Here is a 20660-nt window from a genome sequence, read left to right as displayed (position 1 = left end):
GCGACTTGTGCGGTTTTAACCGCCGTCAAACTCTGGAAATGAGTGTTCGTTATGTGCAATCATATTAGTTATGTGGCAATGAGATACATAGGTGGCAACATAAAGGTGCGCAAATGCTTACGCTACATCGTATTCGTCCAATACTCACGGTTGAAAGTACTGGGGTATCGTTACTTGGACAAAAAAATCAGGAGAGTTTTCACATATTGTGGGGCGGAGTCGCTCCCGTGGTCGGTGTGAAAGCGTTGACTTAATCCGCGCTCCGGAGTAGGCTAGTCCGAAAGCCCGTGTCCCTGGTAGAGCGGTAGAGCGGTTGACCCATAGCTAGGAAACGTTGACCAGATAGCCATTCCATGCAAATGGTTTCGGGCGAAAAGTTAACGCCGACTCCTGGCCAGAATCCACCAAATAGAATTTGGTGGTGTGGCTCAATCAAACCTAACAGTCTGTCTGGATTAAGCTGCTCAATACGTCGTTGAGTAGCTTTTAACTTTAATAGATGCTGGATATGGCAACAATACATCGTTCTTATTAGAATTGGAAAAGAGAGAACTAAAATATTTAGGAGGAGTAGCCAAAAATCGAAAAATAACTCTTAGCATATCAGAAAATGTTCAACAAACAATGAGGTTAGATGAATTAGCACAAAGCTTACCTTCATTGGCTTTCAGCAAAGTTGAATTCAAATTAGATAAACCAAAAACAGTATGGGTAGTAACAAGAGAAGTAGAAATATCACAACTGAAAGGAAAGCGAAATATTGCTATCGTCATGAGTGCTGAGACTTTCTTGGAAGCGACGGATATTGACTATTTTATCACTAATGTTTCTACATCAATTGTTTCACCTGAGTGGATAGTTAATACTTATTCTCAAAGAAATTGGGTGGAAGTTTTTTATAGGGAAGCCAAGGGTTGGCTAGGGTTAAAAGAATATCAAGTTCGAGATAAAATAAGTTTACTCCGACATTTTATCTTAGTTTTTTGTGCATATACTTTTATTCTTTGGCATCAGATGACTGGGGGTTTGAGACGAAGGTGGGCAAATAAACCTTTGAATACCTTTACTGAAGCTTTGTCAGCTTTTAGAACAGCTATATCTTATCGTTTCTTTGATTGGTTGACTCATAATCGTGACGTGTTTGCTGCTTATAAAGCTAGTTTGGGCTACATTTGGGCTTCATTTTTGTTTAAGTCCCAACGGGAAATTAAGATATTAAAACCCACGTAGGTGGGTTTTGCTTGTATAGCCGCGATTTCCAATCGCCAAGGCTGTATTAATTGAGACTTTTCAAACATCCTCTTATAACAATCCTAATTGATTAGGATGATTAATTAGTCATTTTACTTGCCTTTTTGGCTTGTTACTAAACTATTTGATGTGTCAATAATTTTTTCAAAATAGGAACTCACAACTTCATTAATTTCTAACATAAATTTATGAGTAGAAAACAAATTTCTCTGCTCTTCTAAAGAGTGAATTAGTTGAGATTGCTTAATCGGATTCTTTAAAAGCTCCACAATCCTCTCAACAGCTTCTACTTCATTAGAAAAAAACAGATCTCCGTTGTGTTGACCCACTATTTCAATCTGTCCACCTACATTCCTTACGAAGGGGATAGCGCCAGCTTTAACCATTTCCGCAATGGAAATTCCAAACGGTTCTTTCTTGTAATGAATACCGTACTTACATTTAGCTAAAATTTTCATATATTCCTTATATGGAAGATTTTCATATAAGGTAATCCAAGATGAATTTTCTTTAATTATCTTCTTAATGAAATGATTGTACTCCCATCCATAGATTCCACCACCTCCACCTGTCAAGTAAAGTTTAATATCAAAACCTTGCTCGCGAACCAACTTAAGGATGTTAATCACTCTATGAGGCTCTTTCATTTTCACTATCCTACCACTACAAATGAAAGCGTCTTCCTTGTCGCTCCAAAGTACATTTGGAGTATTCATCACAACAGGGGGAAATACAACCTTGGCATTGACACCATAAGTTTCTTTAGCAATATTTGCAACATAATAAGAATTTGCTAAAGAAACATTCTCAGCTAATTGTGTTTCCGAAAAATTTGATATTTCTTTATAAAAAGGTGTGGCTTCAATAACTTTAACCCAATGTATATATTGAATTCCAACTTTACCAAGATCTATTGCATTATATGCAGATATAACAAGGTCGTAGTTTTGATTATTTTGCTTAAAAAACCGAATTAAAAGATGCAGAAAAAAAAGTCTCATTTTTGCGCTATTGGCTATCATAAAATTACAAAGATAGCTAAGAATTTTTGGCACCAGCGTTTTCACTTTGATGTTTTGACTGGATAAGTTGGTTCCATACATGGAATTCAGTCTTTTAAAATCAATATGACTAATTGTAAATAATGTTAAATCGTAGCGTTCTCTTAGTGCTTGAAGCATCCATAAGACTACCGCTTCCGCTCCACCACCTGTAAAATAGGGATAGTAAATAGCAATTTTTCTCATAATTCTAAATCCTCTGTTCTCTCAATTATAAAAATGATTCTGTTTGCGATGATTTTTTCCTTTGAGTAAATCAATGGTTGATTTACATAGATAAACTTGATGTTTGATTAAAAAATATTTTTTTCGGTTTCTAGGTCAACATTTTTAAGTAATTCATACTATTCAATAAATCAATAGCAGAATAATAAGAACCTTGAATTAATTCATTTTCCTCTTTAGAACTATCCACAAACCCATCAGCTAGTAAACGAAGAAACCCCAGCATTGAATTAAGGCGTATTCGGATTTGATGAGAGATGTGCATTAAGGTTGTATTCTGAGTATTTGTAAATTTTTGCGGCTCTGTCAGTGACGTCTCTTTCAAGCTAATTTGCAACTTCAGACTATCTTCAAAAGATTCGATAGTATTGAGAATTTCAACGGCTAAGTTAAAAGATTGGTCAATTAACTCCTGTCGGTTTTGAGATTTTTCTACAGTCTCATCAAGTAACAAGCGCAGGTGATCGATCATGGGGTTGAGCTTACTCTGCACTTCATCCGCAATGTGCTTCAGCCTTTCATCCCGGCTAATCTGAACTTCATTTTGCTCGGCAAACTGCATTGAATACAGGCGTGAGTAGTAACCTCCTTGTTGTAAAAGTTCTTCATGAGTTCCCATCTCTACAACGTGTCCTTGATCCATCACAGCAATTTGATGGGCTTTTTGTACTGTAGAAAGACGGTGAGCAATGACTAAGGTTGTCCGATCGCGGCTTAGAGCATCAATAGCTCCTTGCACCAAGCGTTCAGAAACAGTATCTAAAGCACTCGTAGCTTCATCAAGGATGAGAATCTCTGGATCTTGTAACAGTGCGCGGGCGATCGCTAATCTTTGTCTTTGTCCACCAGATAACATCACACCGCGATCGCCAATAAGGGTATCAAACCCTTGAGGCAATTTGATAATGAACTCATAAGCATTTGCTTGCTTTGCTGCTGTAATAATTTCTTCAGAAGTCGCCTCAGGTCGTCCATAAGCAATGTTGTTTCGTACTGAATCATTGAAAAGAAAGGTATCTTGACTGACAATACCCATTGCCTTCCGTAAAGATTGCAAGTTGAACTCTCGGAGATCTACTCCATCGATAGTGATACAGCCTGAATTGGGATCGTAAAACCTAGGTAATAAATCTGCTAACGTTGATTTACCAGCGCCAGAACTACCTACTAAAGCCAGAATTGTGCCACGTGGTAAATATAAATCAACATCCTTTAGTACTACTTTATCATTACCAGGATAGCCAAAGGATATGTGGTTGAAATGAACTCCCTCCTGTAATTTTGTATAAGTAACTTTACCATTAACCATGAAGGGTTTGTTATCTCGCTGTAAAAAATCAGTCACAACATCCATGCTGGCAGAATTATTGGCAAAGCTACTGCGGAGAGTATTCAATTGTGAAATCAATGGGAGGACTCGTAATAGCACCAACAAATATGTGAGGAGAATTGCAGAAAGTGAGGCTATTTTATCTGCAAATAAAATTTTTCCTAAAAAAACAATTAGGATAATGGATGCAATGCCAGTCACTTCACTGACTGGCGTAATAACTTCATTTAATAGCTGAGATTGAAATTCGGCTTTTTCACGAGCACGAATTAACGTTTGAATTTTTTGATACGTTCTTTCTTCGTTAGCTGTTGCTTTAACTAAGCGAATTCCACTCAAGGTCTCTAGCAAAGTATTTGTTAAATTTCTAGCCGTATCACTAAGAACTTTGCCAAAATGTTTTGAGCGATAAATTGTATATTGATTTACTAAAGCAACCAAAGAGAGCAAAAGTGTCGAGCAAATAGTTAATTGCCAAGAAATTGACATTAAAACGACTAAGAAAACTAAAATTGTAATAGCGATTATTGTTAATGTAATTAAATTACTGATAGAGTTGGCAGCCCGAGATATTTCTGTATTAAACCGATTCATTAAGTCACCAAGTTTCATTTTGGTGTAGTAACTTATATCAATATATAATAATTGCTTTATAGCAACTTCTCGAATATCCGAGACCAACATTCTTTTTAAAGAACTTGATGATAATGTACTGCTATAATTTGCTATATTCTTTAAAAAAATTATCAAGACAACTGATAAAGACATGACTATCAATCGATAATTTTCCGGAACGCTATCGAAGGGAGCCATTATCATTTTGAGAATTGGAGGCGCATTATTCAGATCTACTTTTTGTCCGATAATCTTTAAAACTATTGGTACAATTAACGTTGTGCTCACCCCATTAAATAAACCTCCAGAGAAGCCTAACAATATAGTTAGAATAATTCTAACTACATGAGGTCGAGTAAATTGTATTATTAACTTGTTAGACAACATAATATGAATTTATATTTATTTTGATTTGAACTTACATTATTTTTCTCAGTATCTACTTATTTAATAGATATTTGAGTAATGAACAGACGCAATTTAATGTATTTGAAGAAACGCTGAAAATGCCCAAAACAAAAATTTAAACAAGAATTTCTTGCCAGATATCCCATTTGAGATCGTAATGTCCAGCTTGTTCTGGAGGATACCAACCAGCTTCGATTTTTTCAATAATTTTTGGCAATGCTTGAATAAAATCTTGACTTCGGTTAACGGGATGAAGAGTCCATGCTTTATCGGAAGCGATAGTGGCTCTAACATAGGAAGTTTGTTCCATCTTTTTCGATACCATCACTTCCCATGAATCTAAAGCTCCAGCCCCAGTTAAATTGCATAGTATTGTCTGTATTTGTAAAGGTAACGCATTGAGAAATTCTCGTCGGAAGGGTCGCCAAATAACTGGTATTGGGAGAAAAGACTCAAAACGTTTGCGATTGATTAAATAAGCACGGCTACTAAAGAATTTGAAGCGGTAAAACCCTGCTGTATCGTATTCATATTGAAATCTTTGATACAAATTTCCATCCTTAGTAGGTGGTCCTGTCAAAGGTCTAACGGCTATCACTTCAGGATTTTCTTGCATGAGTTGAATACCGTGTTCTATCCAGTTATAATTTTGTTTTTGGTGTAAAAGCATATCGCTATCAAAGTGAAGAAAATAATCACTTTTACAATTTTCAATTTTAAAAATTGTCCCCAAAATTGGATAACCTTTATAGTTATGTGTAGGTTTTATAGCACTGCCAAAATGCTTTTTATAGATTTGCTGCTGATGTTTTTTTGTATAATCAAAATCAACAATTTTATCTACTACATTTAAAGAAAGTAACTGCTCGCAAGCATTACGCAATTGTTCCATTGTTCCAATACCAGGACGACCAACTTTATCACCTGAAAGAGGAGCAGTATCTACAGCTAATACGCGCTCATTAAAAGGAAAGTTACACGTCCTAACTAGATGCGGGATTGTATGCATCATAAAAGGAATGTCTGTCCTTGCAACCATTATTGAAAGCGCACAACTAGGATAAGTCATGATTTTTTTTGAAGATAAATTATGCATAGTTACTTGCCATTTACTAAAAAAATAAGATTTTGCTGGGAGTTAGCCATAAATTGAAACGATAAAATGCACCACTTTATAAAATTCCTAAGTTTTGAAAAACAAACAACGATCGCTTCTATCTATAAATTTTGAACAATCTTTGAGAGTACAGTAGCCATAGCATCCAGACTATAATACTCAATGCATCTTTTTCTAGCTAACTCTCCTTGCTCGTTTGCTTTGTCTAAATGCTGAAATATCCATTGAATTTTCTCGGCAATTTGTTCTGGACAACTAGGAGCGACTAAGTATCCAGTATCACCTAAAATTTCTGGAATGTCTCCTACTCGTGTTGCTAAAATAGGTTTTGCCATTGCCATACCATCTGTAATTTTTAAAGGAAACTGAGCCAAAGCAGCTGGAGTATCTCGTTGTGGTACAACAATTATGTGTGCTGCTGAAACAATTTCAGGCATAGCTGTAGGTGGAGATTTGGGCAACTGAATAATCCAACGTCCCCATTTTTTCAAAAGTTGAGAATCGTAGTCATCATAAGGGCTACCACCTACGATCGCTAATCTTAAATCTGGTTCATTAAGCTTATCCAACGCAATTAAAACATCTTCAACCCCTTTATATGGTCTTGGCGCACCAGGAAACATTAAAACGCGATACCCAGAAAGCCCATAACGTGCTCTACTCTCTTTTGGATTGTACTTTTCAGGATTAAATAGATTCGTGTCTTTACCATTAGGTACATACACGCCTCCAAATTTTGATTTTAAAAATTGAGTGTGGATGGTAATAGCATCAGCGCGGTTAACCATGTTTTCCATCCATTTTAAATAGATCGGATGATCTGGATTTCTCAAAGCACCATTTGATTTAAAAAGATCTCTATAGAATTGTTTGATAGAAGGACGATATTGCCATTTCTCTCCACCATGCCAACTCAGTTCCCAGTCGTCTATATCTAAAATGACAGGTCGATGGCTCCCTAATTTTTTTAACATAGACAGGCCAAAAGTAGTCGCTTTTGGTCTCATAGCATAAATAAGATCGCCATCAACTTTTTTCAGAAGTTGAGAAGCTTCTCCCAGAAACTTTGGATAATTGTGTGCAGTTAATTTATAAATCGGTATTTCAGACGGCTCTTTAGTGGCTGAATCATTACTAAAATCAAAACCTAAAATTTCTACTTGAAATTGATTTTTTTGAAGTGCTTGAGCTAATAAGAACGAACGTACTGCGCCTCCCCATCTTCCTGCTCCAGCACTTGATAAATCACTAACCAATATGGAAACTTTTAATTGTTTTTTGTTCTTTAATACCAGCATAATTATTTAAAAAATATATTTGCTCAAGATTCAAATTTAGAATCAAAAGTATTTCTGTATTTTTTTATTAGAAAAAGAAAATATTCCAAGAAATTTTAATAGGTAATAAAATTAATAAATTACTCCAAGAATATAACTTTATTTCTACTTATAGCTAAGAGTGATTTCACGGAAAAATTAAAAGGAGTTAGAACGATTAAAAGTAAAAATCCGTAAAATTTCGGTATTTACTATATTTGAAGCGAGTCATGTTACGATCGTGGAAAAGCAAAGACTGCCAAAGATAGTTGTTCTATACGTCATAATACGTAACCAGCACCGTGAGTATTGTTGGAGCTTTCAATAGGACTCATGCGAAATATAGTTGTAGTACCCTACGATCCGAATTGGTCAGATCGGTTCAAGTCTGAGTCCTGTCAAATTTCTGCAATTTTTCGCGATGTGTTTGTAGAGATCCATCATGTAGGCAGCACATCGGTACCAGGTCTCAGAGCAAAGCCAATCATAGATATGTTGCTATTGGTTACCAATATTTGGGAGGTCGATCGCTATAATGATGAAATGATTACCCTTGGTTATGAACCCAAAGGTGAGTTTGGAATATCGGGTCGTCGCTTTTTTGTCAAAGGTGGTGATGCATCACGAACCCATCACCTGCATACCTACGAACTTGACAACCCAGAAGTACGCAAGCACATTGACTTCCGAGACTTCCTCATTCACCATCCCGAAGAAGCACAGCGCTACGGCGATCTGAAAAATGAGTTGGCACTCCTTTACCGAAACGATATTGAGAGCTATATGGCTGGCAAAGCTCCACTTATAAAACAACTTTTACAAAAAGCAGAAGCTTGGCGAAAGTTTAACAGTGACCAGTGATCAGTGACCAGTGACCAGTAACTGGTCACTGTTTCTTATGAAGAAGCTGAGAAAAAATAGCTATGACTTTTCTAGAGCGAGGTCCGCGATATTTTTTGTAGAGAATAAAATTAGGAATTCCAAGCCTTAAAGAATAAAAAAGCTTGAGTTGATATCTATGATTGAATTTTAATTGATTATTGAATATTTCAAAGGGAGGCTGAGCAATACTTACTAAACGTTCAAAGTTATTTGTTTCTTTTTCTCTAATACTATCATCAAGTAAATAATTGGTACCAACTCGACAGAGTTTAGCAAAATCTTTGTGATTTTTATATACTGTTTCATAGAAAAGAATGTAATAATCTTTCATGTAAGACCATTTATTGGTTCTATTTGTTTGATGTTTTGTGTAAAATGCGCCTGTGATTGGGGTATATACAAACTTCACACCATTAGCCAAAATATCTAAAGCAAAATAGCGATCGCCTAAAGCTTTTAGGTTTTCATCAAACCTGTGCTTGTTAAAAATACTTTTGTGCATAAGCATGGCTTGCTGAAGTGCTGGGTGTGGCGAATTAGCAAGAAAGTCAGGAATCAGCAAACGTTGAATCAACTGTTCTGTTGTCAATGAACCGACAATATTAGGCTGTCTATCAACAATATTTTCATCTTTATCTAAAATGACTCTTTCATAATCTGTATATAAAACAATATTTTCATTTTTGTCACCAGAGAAACAAGATAATTGGTATGCTATTTTTTCTTCATGAATCCAATCATCTGCATCCAAACATTTAATCCATTCACCATTTGCCTTTTGAATTCCAAAATTGCGTGCTGAGGGAAGCCCTCCATTTTCTTTGTGGTAATATTTAACTCGTGGGTCTGTTTTCATCAAATGCTCAGCTATCTGGCGAGTATTATCGGTGGAACCATCATCTACAATTAAGCATTCGATATCAGAGAAAGTTTGTGACAAAACGCTTTTTACTGAACGTTCAAGATAACAACCTTGGTTAAAGCAATTAACAATAATGGATACTAGTGGTGTCATTTGCCAATTATCCTTTTAACTTTACATAGCAAAATCACTAATCACTTGTGAGGGAGGCTCAGTAAATGCAGGTCATCCGTTTGGCAGTACTCTCAGACAATTACATCTTTGTGCTACACGATCCAAAGCGAAATATTGCCGCTGTTGTCGATCCAGCAGAAGCAACTCCAGTTTTACACAAACTAAAAGAATTACAAGCTGAATTAGTAGCAATTTTGAACACGCATCACCATCACGACCATGTTGGCGGGAACAGCAAACTCCTTGAGCAATTTCCAAACCTAACAGTTTACGGCGGTGCTGAAGATAAGGGCAGAATACCAGGACAACAGGTATTTTTACAGGAGGGCGATCGCGTTTCATTTGCAGACCGAGAAGCTGAAGCCATCTTCGTTCCCGGACACACCCGCGCTCATATTGCTTACTACTTTCCCCCTATAAGCTCTGGTGAAACAGGTGAATTGTTCTGTGGGGACACTTTATTTGCAGGGGGGTGCGGTCGCTTGTTTGAAGGAACACCAATACAAATGGTAGATTCCCTTAGCAAAATTCGCTCTTTACCAGATAATACCCGTGTCTGGTGCGCTCATGAGTATACTTTGAAAAATTTGCAATTCGCCCTCACTGTCGATGCGAGCAACACTGACTTACAAAACCGCTTTGAACAAGTCAAAGCCAAACGCGATCGGGGAGAAGCTACCGTTCCTTCATTGCTAGGAGTCGAAAAGCGTACAAACCCTTTTTTACGTTGGGAACAACCAACATTACAATCAGCAGTCAACAGTTGCGACGCCGTACAAACCTTTGCACGGCTGCGGGGAATGAAAGACCAATTCTAGCTAATGGCTAATGGTTTTGTGGCAGTTAGCCATTAGCCATTAGCTATTAGCAAAAAAAAATAATTGCGATCGCACCAACATTTCGCTATAATTTTTAAGTTTGATGATAAACGCTCTTGCTTCTCAGAATAAAGCTACGATGTAAGCCATCGCAGTACGAAGCTCAAGCGATTAATATTTTAAAGACAGTAGAGAAACAAGAACAAAGATGGCGAAACGCGTACAATTAGTATTAACTCAAGACATCAGCAAGCTGGGAAAATCCGGCGACCTAGTAGAAGTCGCTCCCGGTTATGCTCGGAACTACCTAGTTCCCAGAAAATTAGCAACTCAAGCAACTCCAGGAATTCTGAAGCAAGTTGAGCGTCGGCGCGAACTAGAACGTCAGAAGCAACTGGAACTGAAGCAACAAGCTCAAGACCAGAAAGCAACTATAGAAAACACTGGTAGTTTCAACATTGCCAAACAAGTTGGTGAAGGTGATTCTATTTTCGGTACTGTGACTACCCAAGAAGTGGCAGATGTTATTCAACAAATTACAGGGCTGGAAGTAGATCGTCGCGGTATCACAATACCAGACATCAGCAAGTTAGGTACTTACGACGCTGATGTAAAGCTGTTTACAGATGTAACAGCGAAAGTCAAAATTGAAGTGGTAGCTAGCTAAGCTGATTCACAAAGTAAACTTTTTGTAAAAATATATACGTATTGTGAAGAGACGTTGCATTGCAACGTCTTTTTATTAGACGGACAAATTTTGGTCTATAAGAGTAATAGTTCATTTGTATTGAAAAACCATAAATAAATTCTTTTATGTCTGAAGAGCTTAATTTTCAAGGCAATGCCATGGATCGCCTCCCCCCCCAAAATATAGAGGCAGAAGAAGCTATACTAGGGGGTATCTTGCTAGATCCCGAAGCAATTAGCAGGGTGAGCGATCGCCTAGTCCCAGAAGCCTTTTATATCAGCGCTCACAAAGATATTTATCAAGCTACAGTGCGCCTACACGGTCAAGGGAAACCCACAGACTTACTCGCAGTTATCAATTGGCTCAATGACCACGATCTGTTAACCCGTATTGGTGGAAGAAATAAACTTGCTACGCTGGTAGACCGCACGGTGTCAGCCGTTAACATCGATGCTTTAGCAGACTTGGTCATGGAAAAATTCCTGCGGCGTCAGCTGATCAAAGCAGGGAATGAAATTGTACAACTGGGTTATCAGACAGAAACCGAATTGCCCATTGTTCTCGACCAAGCAGAACAAAAAGTTTTTGGCGTCACCCAGGAACGTCCCCAAGTTGGTTTAGTTCATATTGGGGACACGTTAATTAATACCTTCCAGGATATAGAAACTCGCAATCAAGGTATTGCTTTACCAGGAATTCCTTGTGGTTTTTATGACTTAGACGCATTAACGAGTGGTTTTCAGCGTTCCGATTTGATTATTGTTGCGGGCCGTCCGTCAATGGGGAAATGCGTAGCTTATGATACAGAAATTCTTCTAACAGATGGCTCCGTTTCTACTATAGAAGAAATTTATCATCGTCGTTATGCAAAGTTGTTGACATTGAAAGATAATTGGCAATTTGAAATGACTCAACCGTCTGCATTTATTGATGACGGCATAAAGCCTGTTTTCCGGGTTACAACACGGCTAGGACGGTATGTTGAAACAACAATAACTCATCCCTACCTTACTATTCAGGGATGGCGTCCACTTTCGGAACTGCAACCAGGCGATAAAATAGCCGTACCACGAAAAATAAACGTATTTGGAACAAACACAGTTCGTGAGTGTGAAGTTAAATTATTAGCTTACTTGATTGGGGATGGCTGCTTAACAGACACAACTTCGGAATTTACTAACACTAACCTTCTGATTCAGGAAGACTTCTCAGATTCTGTTCTCAGCTTTTCTTCTCAACTGAAAGTTCGTACAGAGATTTGTTCTGAACGAGCACCAACATTTTCTGCTGTTAAAAATTGGGGAGAAAAAAATCCTTTGACTGAATGGCTCAAAAATTTATCATTGTGGGGGAAAAAAGCTGAGCAAAAAATAATTCCTGCTTTCGTTTTTCAACTAGAGCGATCGCAAGTCTCATTGTTCCTTAATCGCCTATTTGCCACGGATGGATGGGCAACAGTTCTTACAAGTGGTCAAGCGCAACTAGGATATTGCACTGTTAGCGAACAACTCGCAAGACAGTTACAGCATTTATTACTACGCTTTGGCATAATTTCTGCTTTAAAAAAGCGATTTGTTAAATACCAAAACACTCGTAGAATAGCTTGGCAATTAAATATTACCGATGCTAAATCAATCAAAACTTTTATTTCAGAAATTGGTATCTTTGGTAAAGAAACAGCTTTGTTCCAGGTACAAGCTGCCCTACTTAATAAGAGATACCAAAGTAATTGCGATTTGATTTCAGTAGACATATGGGAGCAAATAGCAGTTGCAAAAGGCATCGAACCATGGGCAGCTTTAGCTCGTAGAGCAGGAATTAAAGGATATAGCAACATCCATGGTAGTAAACGCGCTTTGTCAAGAGAAAGCCTTTTTACTTTGGCAACTGCATTGGAAAATTTACCATTACAGCAGTTAGCAACAGGTGATGTTTATTGGGATGAAATTGTTTCGATTGAACCAGTAGGAAACAAACAAGTGTATGACTTGACAATTCCAATAACTCACAATTTTGTTGCCAATGATATTTGCGTTCACAACACTGCATTCTGTTTAAACCTAGCTCATAACATTGCAGCTTCATATAAATTACCAGTTGCTGTATTTAGTTTGGAAATGTCGAAAGAGCAATTGGTGCAAAGGTTATTAGCTAGTGAAGCGGGAATTGAGACTGGTTATCTGCGAAGTGGAAGGATTAGCCAGACACAATGGGAACCTTTAAGCCGTGCTATTAGTATGCTTTCGGAGATGCCAATTTACATTGACGATACTCCCAATATTACAGTTACAGAAATGCGAAGTCAGGCACGGCGAATGCAAGCGGAAATTGGTTCTGAACTAGGATTGATTATTGTAGATTACTTGCAACTAATGGAAGGAGCAGGAGATAATCGCGTACAAGAATTATCAAAAATTACCCGCAGCCTCAAAGGTTTAGCCCGTGAATTATCTGTTCCCATCATTGCTTTATCTCAGTTAAGTAGAGGGGTAGAATCGCGCACCAACAAACGACCAATGTTATCTGATTTAAGAGAATCGGGTTGTTTAGTAGGTGATAGCTTGGTAACATTAGCAGATAGTGGAGTACAAATACCGATTCAGGAATTGGTTGGTAAATCGGGGTTCAAAATTTGGGCGCTCAATGAAGAAACAATGCAGCTAGAAAAAGCAGTTGTTAGCAACGCTTTTTCTACAGGTGTTAAGCCGATATTGCGACTTGTAACTCGCTTAGGACGAACAATTCGAGCAACCGGAAATCACAAGTTTCTCACAATTCATGGTTGGCAACGACTTGATGAAATTCAAATAGGCGATCGCGTTGCTTTGCCTCGACATTTACCTAGTTCTTCTGTTCCATCAATGCAGCAGCATGGTATGACCATACGTCAAATGCAATCTTCTCTTGGTGTTGCTCATTGTGGTACAGCTCTCTATAAACAAAATTTGAGCCGAGAAAGAGCAGCAAGATTGGCTAGCGTCGTCAAGTCCGAGAAATTAAACTGCTTAGCTAACAGCGATATTTATTGGGATGAAATTGTCTCAATAGAAGCTGATGGTGAAGAAGAGGTTTATGATTTAACAGTTCCTAGACTTCAGAATTTCATAGCAAATAACATTATTGTTCACAATTCTATTGAACAAGATGCGGATTTAGTCATAATGTTGTATAGGGACGAATACTATAACAGTGATAGTCCCGATCGCGGAATTGCCGAAGTCATCATAGCCAAACACCGTAATGGTCCAACAGGGTCTGTCAAACTTTTATTCGATCCACAGTTTACCAAGTTTAAAAATTTAGCTAGACCGGGAGGGTATTCATAATTGGTTAGTTGTTAGTTGTTAGTTGTTAGTTGTTTACTTCCTACTAACTACTGTACGGGCGCAATGCCTTGCGCCCCTACTAACTATTATTCAACACCCAACAATTCTACGTCAAAAATTAGGGTAGCATTAGGTGGAATCACGCCGCCTGCACCGCGAGGACCATAACCTAAATCCGGAGGTATAGTCAACTGGCGACGACTTCCTACTTTCATAGTGCTTAGTCCTTCATCCCAGCCTTTAATGACTTGTCCGACACCGAGTTTAAATTTAAATGGCTGATTGCGATCGCGTGAACTATCGAACTTCTTGCCATTTTCCAAGGTACCTGTATAGTGAACAACAACCGTCTGTCCGGTTTTAGGAGTTTCCCCAGTCCCCTCCTTAAGTTCAACATATTTTAATCCAGAGGGTGTAGTAACAGCGTTAGCTTCAGACATAGCTTTGCTTGCAATTAAGGTATTGTTTTCAGTGACTTGAGTGGGTGCTGGAGTTGTCTCGGTCATCTGTACCGCAATAGCAGTGTTCTGATTGTGACCACCAACTTGTGCCAGAACCAAGACGACAACACAAACCAGCATGAAACCCACGCTGAGTAAAATTGCTTTCAAAATAGTCCTCCCTACTAAGGAAGTCTGGTAATGAGATGACCAGTACGACAAAACTTAGTTTAAAACACAACGCGCATCACTAACGCCAAAGCTTATTTTCTAAATCGCGGACTTGACGCTCCAGGCGGTCTATCCTACCCCGCAATTCATCCACTTCTGACTGACGCGCAACCCCCAAATCCTGTAACATATTCCGTAATTGCCTTTGCATTTGGGTATCCCAAGTTCCCTGCTCCGACTTTAATTGCTGTACCATATCATCCATAACCGCCTTCGCCTGTTCGGGATCGAGCTTGCCATCTTTAACAAGGCGATCGCTTGCTTCCTTGACTTTATCAGCTACCAGAGATGTTGTACCAATACCCAACATTAATAACTGCTGCATCCAGTTGTTGTTGTCCATAGTGTCTATAATCGATTGTTTCAAAAAAAACCCTTTTTCATAAATCTATGCTATAGACCTATGTCACTAAGGTTAATTAATATAGATTACAGATCTATTCTGACAAACAAATACGGGGAATCAATAGTGTGGTTATCGAGCTACTCAAGGTGAAAATTCCGCCCCAACAACGGGAAAAATTTATCCAGAAAGATGCAGAAATTTGGACGGTAGCGCTTGCCAAGTACCCGGGGTTCCTTGGAAAAGAAGTGTGGATCAACCCAAATAATGCTGCTGAAGTTGTCTTTGTCATTCATTGGGCTACACGGGAACAGTGGAAAGCCATACCCCAAGCTGATTTAGAGGCAATTGAACAAAAGTTTACTCAAGCACTTGGATTTGCCCAACAGATTGTAGAGTCAGAAGAATATCAAGTCAGGAAGTTTCCGCAAAAGTGAGTGACTTCTCAAGATGAAGAACAAATGTATATAATAGCACTATATCCCCAGTACAGTAGTCCCAAAAACCCGGTTTCTTTGTAGAGACTAGCCATGTTTAGTCTCTACGCATACAAGATAAGCTAACCATTATTTAACTTGCACTCACCAAAACCTTAATAAACCTAACTCTTGTGGGGCGGGCGTCCCCGCCTGCCCTACTGTGTAAATTAAAAGCGCAACAGCTTATCAAGCTTTCTGACAGAGAAAAACCGGGTTTTTTGCCCTTTTTTGATTATTGTATTGGCGCTCTAGCACCCAGACCTAAACCCAATAGACCAAGTAATTCTGGTAGGGTTATGGCACTTGTTACGCCACCATTGAACGCTATATCCGGTATGCTTCCTACACCTGGTATACTTTGTAAACCTGTTATAACACCACCTTGTACGTCGTATAATTCCCGATCTGAGAGTTGATCGAGGAAAGTTTCACAGTCTTGGAAAAGCTCAGAACCAGCAAGGGTTAGTTCAAAAATCTTAATTTTAGTCATGCTTCCTCTTTATATTTTACCAACAAAATGAATGTCTGTCCGAGTATTCACTTAGATTTTCTAATAAAAGGCTTGTTAACAGACAATTTGAAAGATTTTAATCAGCCGTAAGTGTAACCAATTTGTCTGTAAATCGGTCGGTTTAAATGGCATTGATCCCAATACTGCAAGGGATACGATAATTGAGATGTCAGATCCCTGGTAAATAAGTGCGAAACCGGGATTCTAATTTCCGCTTATCCGAGTAGTATTGAGAAAGGTTGCACTTTTCGCGACCAGAATAATTTCAACGCCAAATCCTGCTAGTAAAAACGTCAAAACTAGATATGCGAAATTTATTTCGTGGTTACTATAAGCCAACATCTGAAGAATTAGCTGAAATTTGGAAAAATTGTATCTTTTCTTTTGATGCAAATGTTTTATTACATATCTATTGTTATACACCAGAAACACGAAAGAGATTTTTTGATATTCTCCATCGATTTCAAGAAAGAATTTGGCTAACGCATCAAGTGGCATATGAATATCAAAAAAATCGGATATATGTTATATCAAAATTTTTGAAAGCTTATGAAGATATCGAAAATATTTTAATCAAAAAACTTCAAGAAATTAGAAGCGAATTTGCTCACGATTACCGCAAGCACCCTTTTATCAAACCTCAGGAAATTATAGAAAATCTGGAAATTGTCACAGAAAAAATCATTTTTCAGCTTTATGAAGCAAGGAAGCAACATCCCAATTATCTAGAACAGGATGAACTTCGAGAGGTATTGTCTAATTTATTTGAAGATAAAGTAGGAAAACCTTACTCTGAAGAAGAATTAGAAAATCTTTATCAAAAAGCTGAAAAACGATTTAGCTATCAGAAACCACCGGGGTATAAAGATGCAAATAAACCTATTCCAAGAAACTATGGAGATGTTATTCTTTGGTTTCAACTCATTGACTATGCAAAAATTCAGCAGAAACCCCTTATTTTTATAACTGATGATAATAAAGAAGATTGGTGGTTAAAGTATGATGGGGAATCTCTTGAGCCAAGACCAGAACTTATCCAAGAAATTATATCTGAGGTAGGAATAGAAGAATTTCAATTCTATATCTACCACAGCGACCAATTCCTAGACTACGCAGAAAAGTTTCTTGAATTACCGATTCAACCAGAAGCAGTTCAAGAAGTGCGAGAGGTTATATTTCAGAACGCTGTCAACAAGCGAGTGACAGTGGAATCACATTGTCTGCGTAGCATAGGGTATGATTCGGTGAATCAAATTTTGGAAATAGAATTTCAAAAAGGGGAAGTCTATCAGTATCAAGGGGTTCCCGCCACAATCTATGCTGCTTTAATGAATGCTTCATCACATGGTAAGTATTTCAACGCTAATATAAGAGATGTTTTTCCTTGCCATCGGCTTATTTAATACGATTTTGGATTTTGGATTTTAGATTTTGGATTGAAAAAGTCATGTCTAGACTTAATTTAAACCAACTATCTGTCGAATTGTGTTTTTTTAATTTGGTATAATTTGTATACTTATTAAGTGTTTGATGGTGAAACCTCTTAAGGTAGTAGTTATAGGTGGTGGTGCGGCTGGCTTCTTTGGTGCGATCGCAGCAGCCCAAGCAAATCCAAAAGCTCAAGTGACTTTACTGGAAGCCAGTCGTCACCCTTTAAATAAAGTTTTGATCTCTGGTGGTGGACGCTGCAACGTCACACACGCCTGTTTTGAACCATCGGGGTTAGTCCAAAATTATCCGAGAGGCGGAAAAGCTTTATTAGGTGCTTTTACCCGCTTTCAAGCTAAGGATACAGTGGCTTGGTTTGCCAATCGAGGAGTTCCTCTAAAAACTGAAGCTGATGGTAGGATGTTTCCCATCACTGATAGTTCGGAAACGATCGCCCATTGTTTGATGAAAACGGCAAAAGCAGCTGGTGTAGAACTGCGTATCGGATTAGCGGTTGTTTCTGTCAATGCAACTGGCGATCGCTTTATAGTTACCCTCAAGTCAGAAGAGATTTTGGAGTGCGATCGCTTGTTACTAGCAACAGGAAGCAACCCAGTAGGTTATAGATTGGCTTCATATTTGGGACACACTGTTGAATCACCAGTTCCTTCTTTATTTACCTTCAATATCCGCGACGAAAACTTCAGAGAATTGGCTGGTGTTAGCGTTGAGTCTGTGCGTTTAACTTTAACTGTACCAGACAAGCCTCGCATAGAACAAGTGGGACCATTATTAATCACTCATTGGGGTTTAAGTGGTCCTGCTGTCCTAAAACTTTCTGCTTGGGGTGCAAGAACGTTACACTCTAACAACTATAAAGCCACTCTACATATCAATTGGTTACCCCATTTTAAGGCAGAAGAAGTACGACAAAAAATTTTAGCGGTGAAAAATGAATGGGGAAAGCGGGCGATGTCCTTGCATCGGGGTGTGGATTTACCTCATCGGCTTTGGCAGTATATAATTTCTCGTATCGGGATTGCTCCTGAGAGCCGTTGGGCAGAACTTCCTAGTAAAACACTAAATTTATTAGTCCAAGAACTGACTCAAGGGCAATTTTTTATTGATGGTAAAGGAGTTTTTAAAGAAGAATTTGTCACTTGTGGTGGTGTTAACCTTAAGGAAGTTAATTTTAAAACAATGGAAAGTAGATTAGTTCCAGGACTTTATTTTGCGGGAGAAATCTTAGATATAGATGGTATCACTGGTGGATTTAATTTTCAAAGTGCTTGGACAACCGGGTATTTAGCAGGTCAAGCAATATCGTCTGTTGTAGATGCTGAATAATCTGTCGGGATATTAATGAACGTCTCTGAAAATCGAAAACTAAGTATTTTCTCTTTAGCAACATTACTGGTATCTGCCCATTACGGATTGGGGTTTCTTCTAGGAACTGCTGAAAAAGCTATGTCTTCAGGGGTGATGGGCAGTTTGTATGCAGTTTCTGTTGGATTCGGAGTTATTGCTAGCTTAGCGATCGCAAAATTTTACTGGACACAGATTGAGCAAATTTGGACTTTACTGGGAAATCGTTATGGAAATTTGGTAAAGATTGGCGTTGGCTTGATGTCGTGGATGTCATTTATTGGTATTGGTGCTGTCCAAATTATTGCGGCTGCTTCCATTCTTGCTGTGATGGGAATACCCAAATTGCCCACCATGCTAACAGTGACGTTGTTATTTTGGGTTGTCTCGTTACTAGCCGTTGAGAAAGCAAGTTGGCTGTTTCGAGGATTGCTCTTACTTAATATCTTGGGGCTGGTTTACGGATTGTGGGTATTGAATGGCTTAACAAACTACGTGCAAGCCCCTCTGGAATTTATTTCCTCCCTGCATCAAATTAGTTTGGCTGAAGCTATTGGTGTTTCCGTCTCCACAACATTGCTGGTATTGATTGATATGAAATGTCACCAATATATGGTTCAAGCTAGAGATGTACGTACTGTTTATCTTGGCTGTCTCGTCGCTGGCGTATCAATAATTGCCCTAGCCTTTCTTCCTTCTGCTGTAGTTATTGCCGCTCAAAATGCCAGAATTTTACCTGCAAATTTAGATACCAAAGAAGTTGTTCCCTACATTTTGTCTTGGGTTGGGCATGGAACAAATCAACCTCTAGGAATCTTCTTAATTGGAGTTTTAGCTGTTCCATCTTTGGGTTTAGGCAGTAGCGTCCTGCGGGTACAAACAAAAACTATGTTGGACTTGCAAATTGTGCCTAAATTTCAAGGAAATAATGTCTTAATTGGAGCTATAAATGCTCTGTTTGCGCTAGCGATCGCTCTTAAGGGCGGAGAAATTATTGGTTTAATTCTTTTGTTTTACACCGCTTATCTTTCTGCCGTCTGGGTTCCGTGGATTGCGTATTTACTAAATCACGTAAAATTTTACACTTTTTCAGATTTTAGTGTCAGGCTGTCTTTAGCACTAGGAAGTCTATCAGCCCTCATAACTCTAAGTGTTATCCTCTACCAACCCAATGCCGTTTTTTGGGGAAATGGAGAATTAACCATCATGATTGTTGCTATGGGTTGTGGGGGTATTAGTTTATTATTCGGTCAGCTAGCTGATAGCTTGAATACCATCTCATCTAGCTTGAAAAAGGGAGTAGGGAGTGGGGAGTAGGGAGTAGGGGGTTATTCCTTAATATAGGCTAGATCTACCCGAGTCTAACAACCAAGATAACTAAGTCCAGTTGAAAAACAGTCCCTGGTTGCAGCTAGGGGCTGTTTCTTGATTTGAGTAAGAGATCATAATTTTATGTTAGCAGATTCTAAAACTTCTGTTGTGATGCCTGTTTACTACCAGGTGGCTTTACGTCAAGGAACTCAGTGGGCTTTTATACATGGAGAGACATTTTACAATCCTTTTAATTTGCCACGATTTTCAATTCCCGGATACATTTGTCGGTTTTGGAACCTCTATGACAAAAGTAGCAAAAGAGTTTTTCAAAATCAATGGCGGCAAAGAAGGATATTATTTAGCTAATCTTATGGACAAAAAAGATTACTACTGTGGCTTGGCAAAACCTCTTTACTGCACATGAGAGAGATGCTTTAGATCGGCTGTTTGACTTGTGGGAAAAATTTCAGAATCGG

At 38.4% G+C, this 20660-nt stretch carries 18 protein-coding genes and 1 pseudogene; 10 read left to right on the top strand and 9 right to left on the bottom strand.

What is annotated here, in order from left to right; translation table 11 throughout:
• Positions 1-250 precede the first annotated feature (250 nt).
• Positions 251-523, bottom strand: a complete 273-nt coding sequence (locus WA1_RS57025) for a hypothetical protein (protein WP_158516650.1) — start codon at positions 521-523, stop codon at positions 251-253.
• On the opposite strand from WA1_RS57025, the pseudogene WA1_RS18380 reads away from it, so the two are divergent.
• Positions 487-1230 (top strand): annotated as a pseudogene (locus tag WA1_RS18380) (transposase); the annotation flags it as partial. The gene WA1_RS57025 and the pseudogene WA1_RS18380 sit on opposite strands and share 37 nt — an antisense overlap.
• A gap of 113 nt (positions 1231-1343) precedes the next feature.
• Here the strand turns inward: WA1_RS18380 and WA1_RS18375 are convergent.
• From WA1_RS18375 to WA1_RS18360, 4 genes are all read right to left on the bottom strand, one after another.
• Complete coding sequence (locus WA1_RS18375; RefSeq protein WP_017746406.1) at positions 1344-2498, bottom strand: glycosyltransferase; 1155 nt, start codon at positions 2496-2498, stop codon at positions 1344-1346.
• 130 nt (positions 2499-2628) lie between these two features.
• Positions 2629-4869, bottom strand: coding sequence for an ABC transporter ATP-binding protein (locus WA1_RS18370; protein WP_017746405.1), 2241 nt, complete (start codon positions 4867-4869; stop codon positions 2629-2631).
• Between the two features lie 136 nt (positions 4870-5005).
• Entirely contained in the window at positions 5006-5902 is an 897-nt protein-coding gene (locus tag WA1_RS18365; RefSeq protein WP_272819169.1) for a hypothetical protein, read from the bottom strand.
• A 206-nt stretch (positions 5903-6108) separates the two neighbouring features.
• Complete coding sequence (locus WA1_RS18360; protein ID WP_017746403.1) at positions 6109-7305, bottom strand: glycosyltransferase family 4 protein; 1197 nt, start codon at positions 7303-7305, stop codon at positions 6109-6111.
• A gap of 351 nt (positions 7306-7656) precedes the next feature.
• Here WA1_RS18360 and WA1_RS18355 point away from each other — a divergent pair, with 351 nt between their 5' ends.
• Complete coding sequence (locus tag WA1_RS18355; RefSeq protein WP_017746402.1) at positions 7657-8184, top strand: GrpB family protein; 528 nt, start codon at positions 7657-7659, stop codon at positions 8182-8184.
• Positions 8185-8209: 25 nt separating this feature from the next.
• On the opposite strand, the gene WA1_RS18350 is transcribed toward WA1_RS18355, so the two are convergent.
• Positions 8210-9220, bottom strand: coding sequence for a glycosyltransferase family 2 protein (locus WA1_RS18350; protein ID WP_017746401.1), 1011 nt, complete (start codon positions 9218-9220; stop codon positions 8210-8212).
• Between the two features lie 65 nt (positions 9221-9285).
• Between WA1_RS18350 and gloB the strand changes: the two genes are divergently transcribed.
• The 3 genes from gloB (at position 9286) to dnaB (ending at position 14073) form a co-directional block, all read left to right on the top strand.
• Positions 9286-10059, top strand: a complete 774-nt coding sequence (gene gloB, locus WA1_RS18345) for a hydroxyacylglutathione hydrolase (protein WP_017746400.1) — start codon at positions 9286-9288, stop codon at positions 10057-10059.
• A 208-nt stretch (positions 10060-10267) separates the two neighbouring features.
• The gene (gene rplI, locus WA1_RS18340; RefSeq protein WP_017746399.1) at positions 10268-10726 is read left to right on the top strand and encodes a 50S ribosomal protein L9; all 459 of its coding nucleotides are present in this window, start codon (positions 10268-10270) and stop codon (positions 10724-10726) included.
• Positions 10727-10872: 146 nt separating this feature from the next.
• Positions 10873-14073, top strand: coding sequence for a replicative DNA helicase (dnaB, locus tag WA1_RS18335; RefSeq protein WP_017746398.1), 3201 nt, complete (start codon positions 10873-10875; stop codon positions 14071-14073).
• A gap of 86 nt (positions 14074-14159) precedes the next feature.
• On the opposite strand, the gene WA1_RS18330 is transcribed toward dnaB, so the two are convergent.
• Together WA1_RS18330 and WA1_RS18325 are read right to left on the bottom strand one after the other, a co-directional pair.
• Positions 14160-14684, bottom strand: a complete 525-nt coding sequence (locus tag WA1_RS18330) for an FKBP-type peptidyl-prolyl cis-trans isomerase (RefSeq protein ID WP_017746397.1) — start codon at positions 14682-14684, stop codon at positions 14160-14162.
• Positions 14685-14763: 79 nt separating this feature from the next.
• Positions 14764-15087, bottom strand: a complete 324-nt coding sequence (locus tag WA1_RS18325) for a phasin family protein (protein WP_017746396.1) — start codon at positions 15085-15087, stop codon at positions 14764-14766.
• Positions 15088-15215: 128 nt separating this feature from the next.
• Between WA1_RS18325 and WA1_RS18320 the strand changes: the two genes are divergently transcribed.
• Positions 15216-15524 carry a TIGR03792 family protein gene (locus WA1_RS18320; RefSeq protein ID WP_017746395.1) on the top strand — a complete coding sequence of 103 codons (309 nt, stop codon included), beginning with the start codon at positions 15216-15218 and terminating at the stop codon, positions 15522-15524.
• A 274-nt stretch (positions 15525-15798) separates the two neighbouring features.
• Here the strand turns inward: WA1_RS18320 and WA1_RS18315 are convergent, their stop codons facing one another.
• Positions 15799-16056 carry a hypothetical protein gene (locus WA1_RS18315; protein WP_017746394.1) on the bottom strand — a complete coding sequence of 86 codons (258 nt, stop codon included), beginning with the start codon at positions 16054-16056 and terminating at the stop codon, positions 15799-15801.
• 326 nt (positions 16057-16382) lie between these two features.
• On the opposite strand from WA1_RS18315, the gene WA1_RS18310 reads away from it, so the two are divergent.
• The 4 genes from WA1_RS18310 (at position 16383) to WA1_RS18295 (ending at position 20550) form a co-directional block, all read left to right on the top strand.
• Positions 16383-17480 carry a PIN-like domain-containing protein gene (locus WA1_RS18310; RefSeq protein ID WP_017746393.1) on the top strand — a complete coding sequence of 366 codons (1098 nt, stop codon included), beginning with the start codon at positions 16383-16385 and terminating at the stop codon, positions 17478-17480.
• A gap of 127 nt (positions 17481-17607) precedes the next feature.
• A complete protein-coding gene (locus WA1_RS18305; protein WP_017746392.1) occupies positions 17608-18852 on the top strand; it encodes a BaiN/RdsA family NAD(P)/FAD-dependent oxidoreductase in 1245 nt (414 codons plus the stop codon).
• A gap of 15 nt (positions 18853-18867) precedes the next feature.
• On the top strand, positions 18868-20187 hold the full coding sequence (locus WA1_RS18300) for an SLC5/6 family protein (protein WP_017746391.1): 1320 nt from the start codon (positions 18868-18870) through the stop codon (positions 20185-20187).
• Between the two features lie 135 nt (positions 20188-20322).
• Complete coding sequence (locus WA1_RS18295) at positions 20323-20550, top strand: hypothetical protein (RefSeq protein WP_017746390.1); 228 nt, start codon at positions 20323-20325, stop codon at positions 20548-20550.
• Positions 20551-20660 lie beyond the last annotated feature (110 nt).

The sequence above is a fragment of the Scytonema hofmannii PCC 7110 genome, assembly GCF_000346485.2.
Lineage (GTDB): Bacteria > Cyanobacteriota > Cyanobacteriia > Cyanobacteriales > Nostocaceae > Scytonema > Scytonema hofmannii.
This window is presented reverse-complemented; position numbering and strand designations above follow the sequence as displayed.

Bases quoted from the DNA above. Each gene is read 5' to 3' on its own strand.
- WA1_RS57025 (WP_158516650.1), bottom strand. From the start codon at position 523: ATGTATTGTTGCCATATCCAGCATCTATTAAAGTTAAAAGCTACTCAA.
- WA1_RS18375 (WP_017746406.1), bottom strand. From the start codon at position 2,498: ATGAGAAAAATTGCTATTTACTATCCCTATTTTACAGGTGGTGGAGCG.
- WA1_RS18370 (WP_017746405.1), bottom strand. From the start codon at position 4,869: ATGTTGTCTAACAAGTTAATAATACAATTTACTCGACCTCATGTAGTT.
- WA1_RS18365 (WP_272819169.1), bottom strand. From the start codon at position 5,902: ATGATGCATACAATCCCGCATCTAGTTAGGACGTGTAACTTTCCTTTT.
- WA1_RS18360 (WP_017746403.1), bottom strand. From the start codon at position 7,305: ATGCTGGTATTAAAGAACAAAAAACAATTAAAAGTTTCCATATTGGTT.
- WA1_RS18355 (WP_017746402.1), top strand. From the start codon at position 7,657: ATGCGAAATATAGTTGTAGTACCCTACGATCCGAATTGGTCAGATCGG.
- WA1_RS18350 (WP_017746401.1), bottom strand. From the start codon at position 9,220: ATGACACCACTAGTATCCATTATTGTTAATTGCTTTAACCAAGGTTGT.
- gloB (WP_017746400.1), top strand. From the start codon at position 9,286: ATGCAGGTCATCCGTTTGGCAGTACTCTCAGACAATTACATCTTTGTG.
- rplI (WP_017746399.1), top strand. From the start codon at position 10,268: ATGGCGAAACGCGTACAATTAGTATTAACTCAAGACATCAGCAAGCTG.
- dnaB (WP_017746398.1), top strand. From the start codon at position 10,873: ATGTCTGAAGAGCTTAATTTTCAAGGCAATGCCATGGATCGCCTCCCC.
- WA1_RS18325 (WP_017746396.1), bottom strand. From the start codon at position 15,087: ATGGACAACAACAACTGGATGCAGCAGTTATTAATGTTGGGTATTGGT.
- WA1_RS18315 (WP_017746394.1), bottom strand. From the start codon at position 16,056: ATGACTAAAATTAAGATTTTTGAACTAACCCTTGCTGGTTCTGAGCTT.
- WA1_RS18310 (WP_017746393.1), top strand. From the start codon at position 16,383: ATGCGAAATTTATTTCGTGGTTACTATAAGCCAACATCTGAAGAATTA.
- WA1_RS18305 (WP_017746392.1), top strand. From the start codon at position 17,608: ATGGTGAAACCTCTTAAGGTAGTAGTTATAGGTGGTGGTGCGGCTGGC.
- WA1_RS18300 (WP_017746391.1), top strand. From the start codon at position 18,868: ATGAACGTCTCTGAAAATCGAAAACTAAGTATTTTCTCTTTAGCAACA.
- WA1_RS18295 (WP_017746390.1), top strand. From the start codon at position 20,323: ATGTTAGCAGATTCTAAAACTTCTGTTGTGATGCCTGTTTACTACCAG.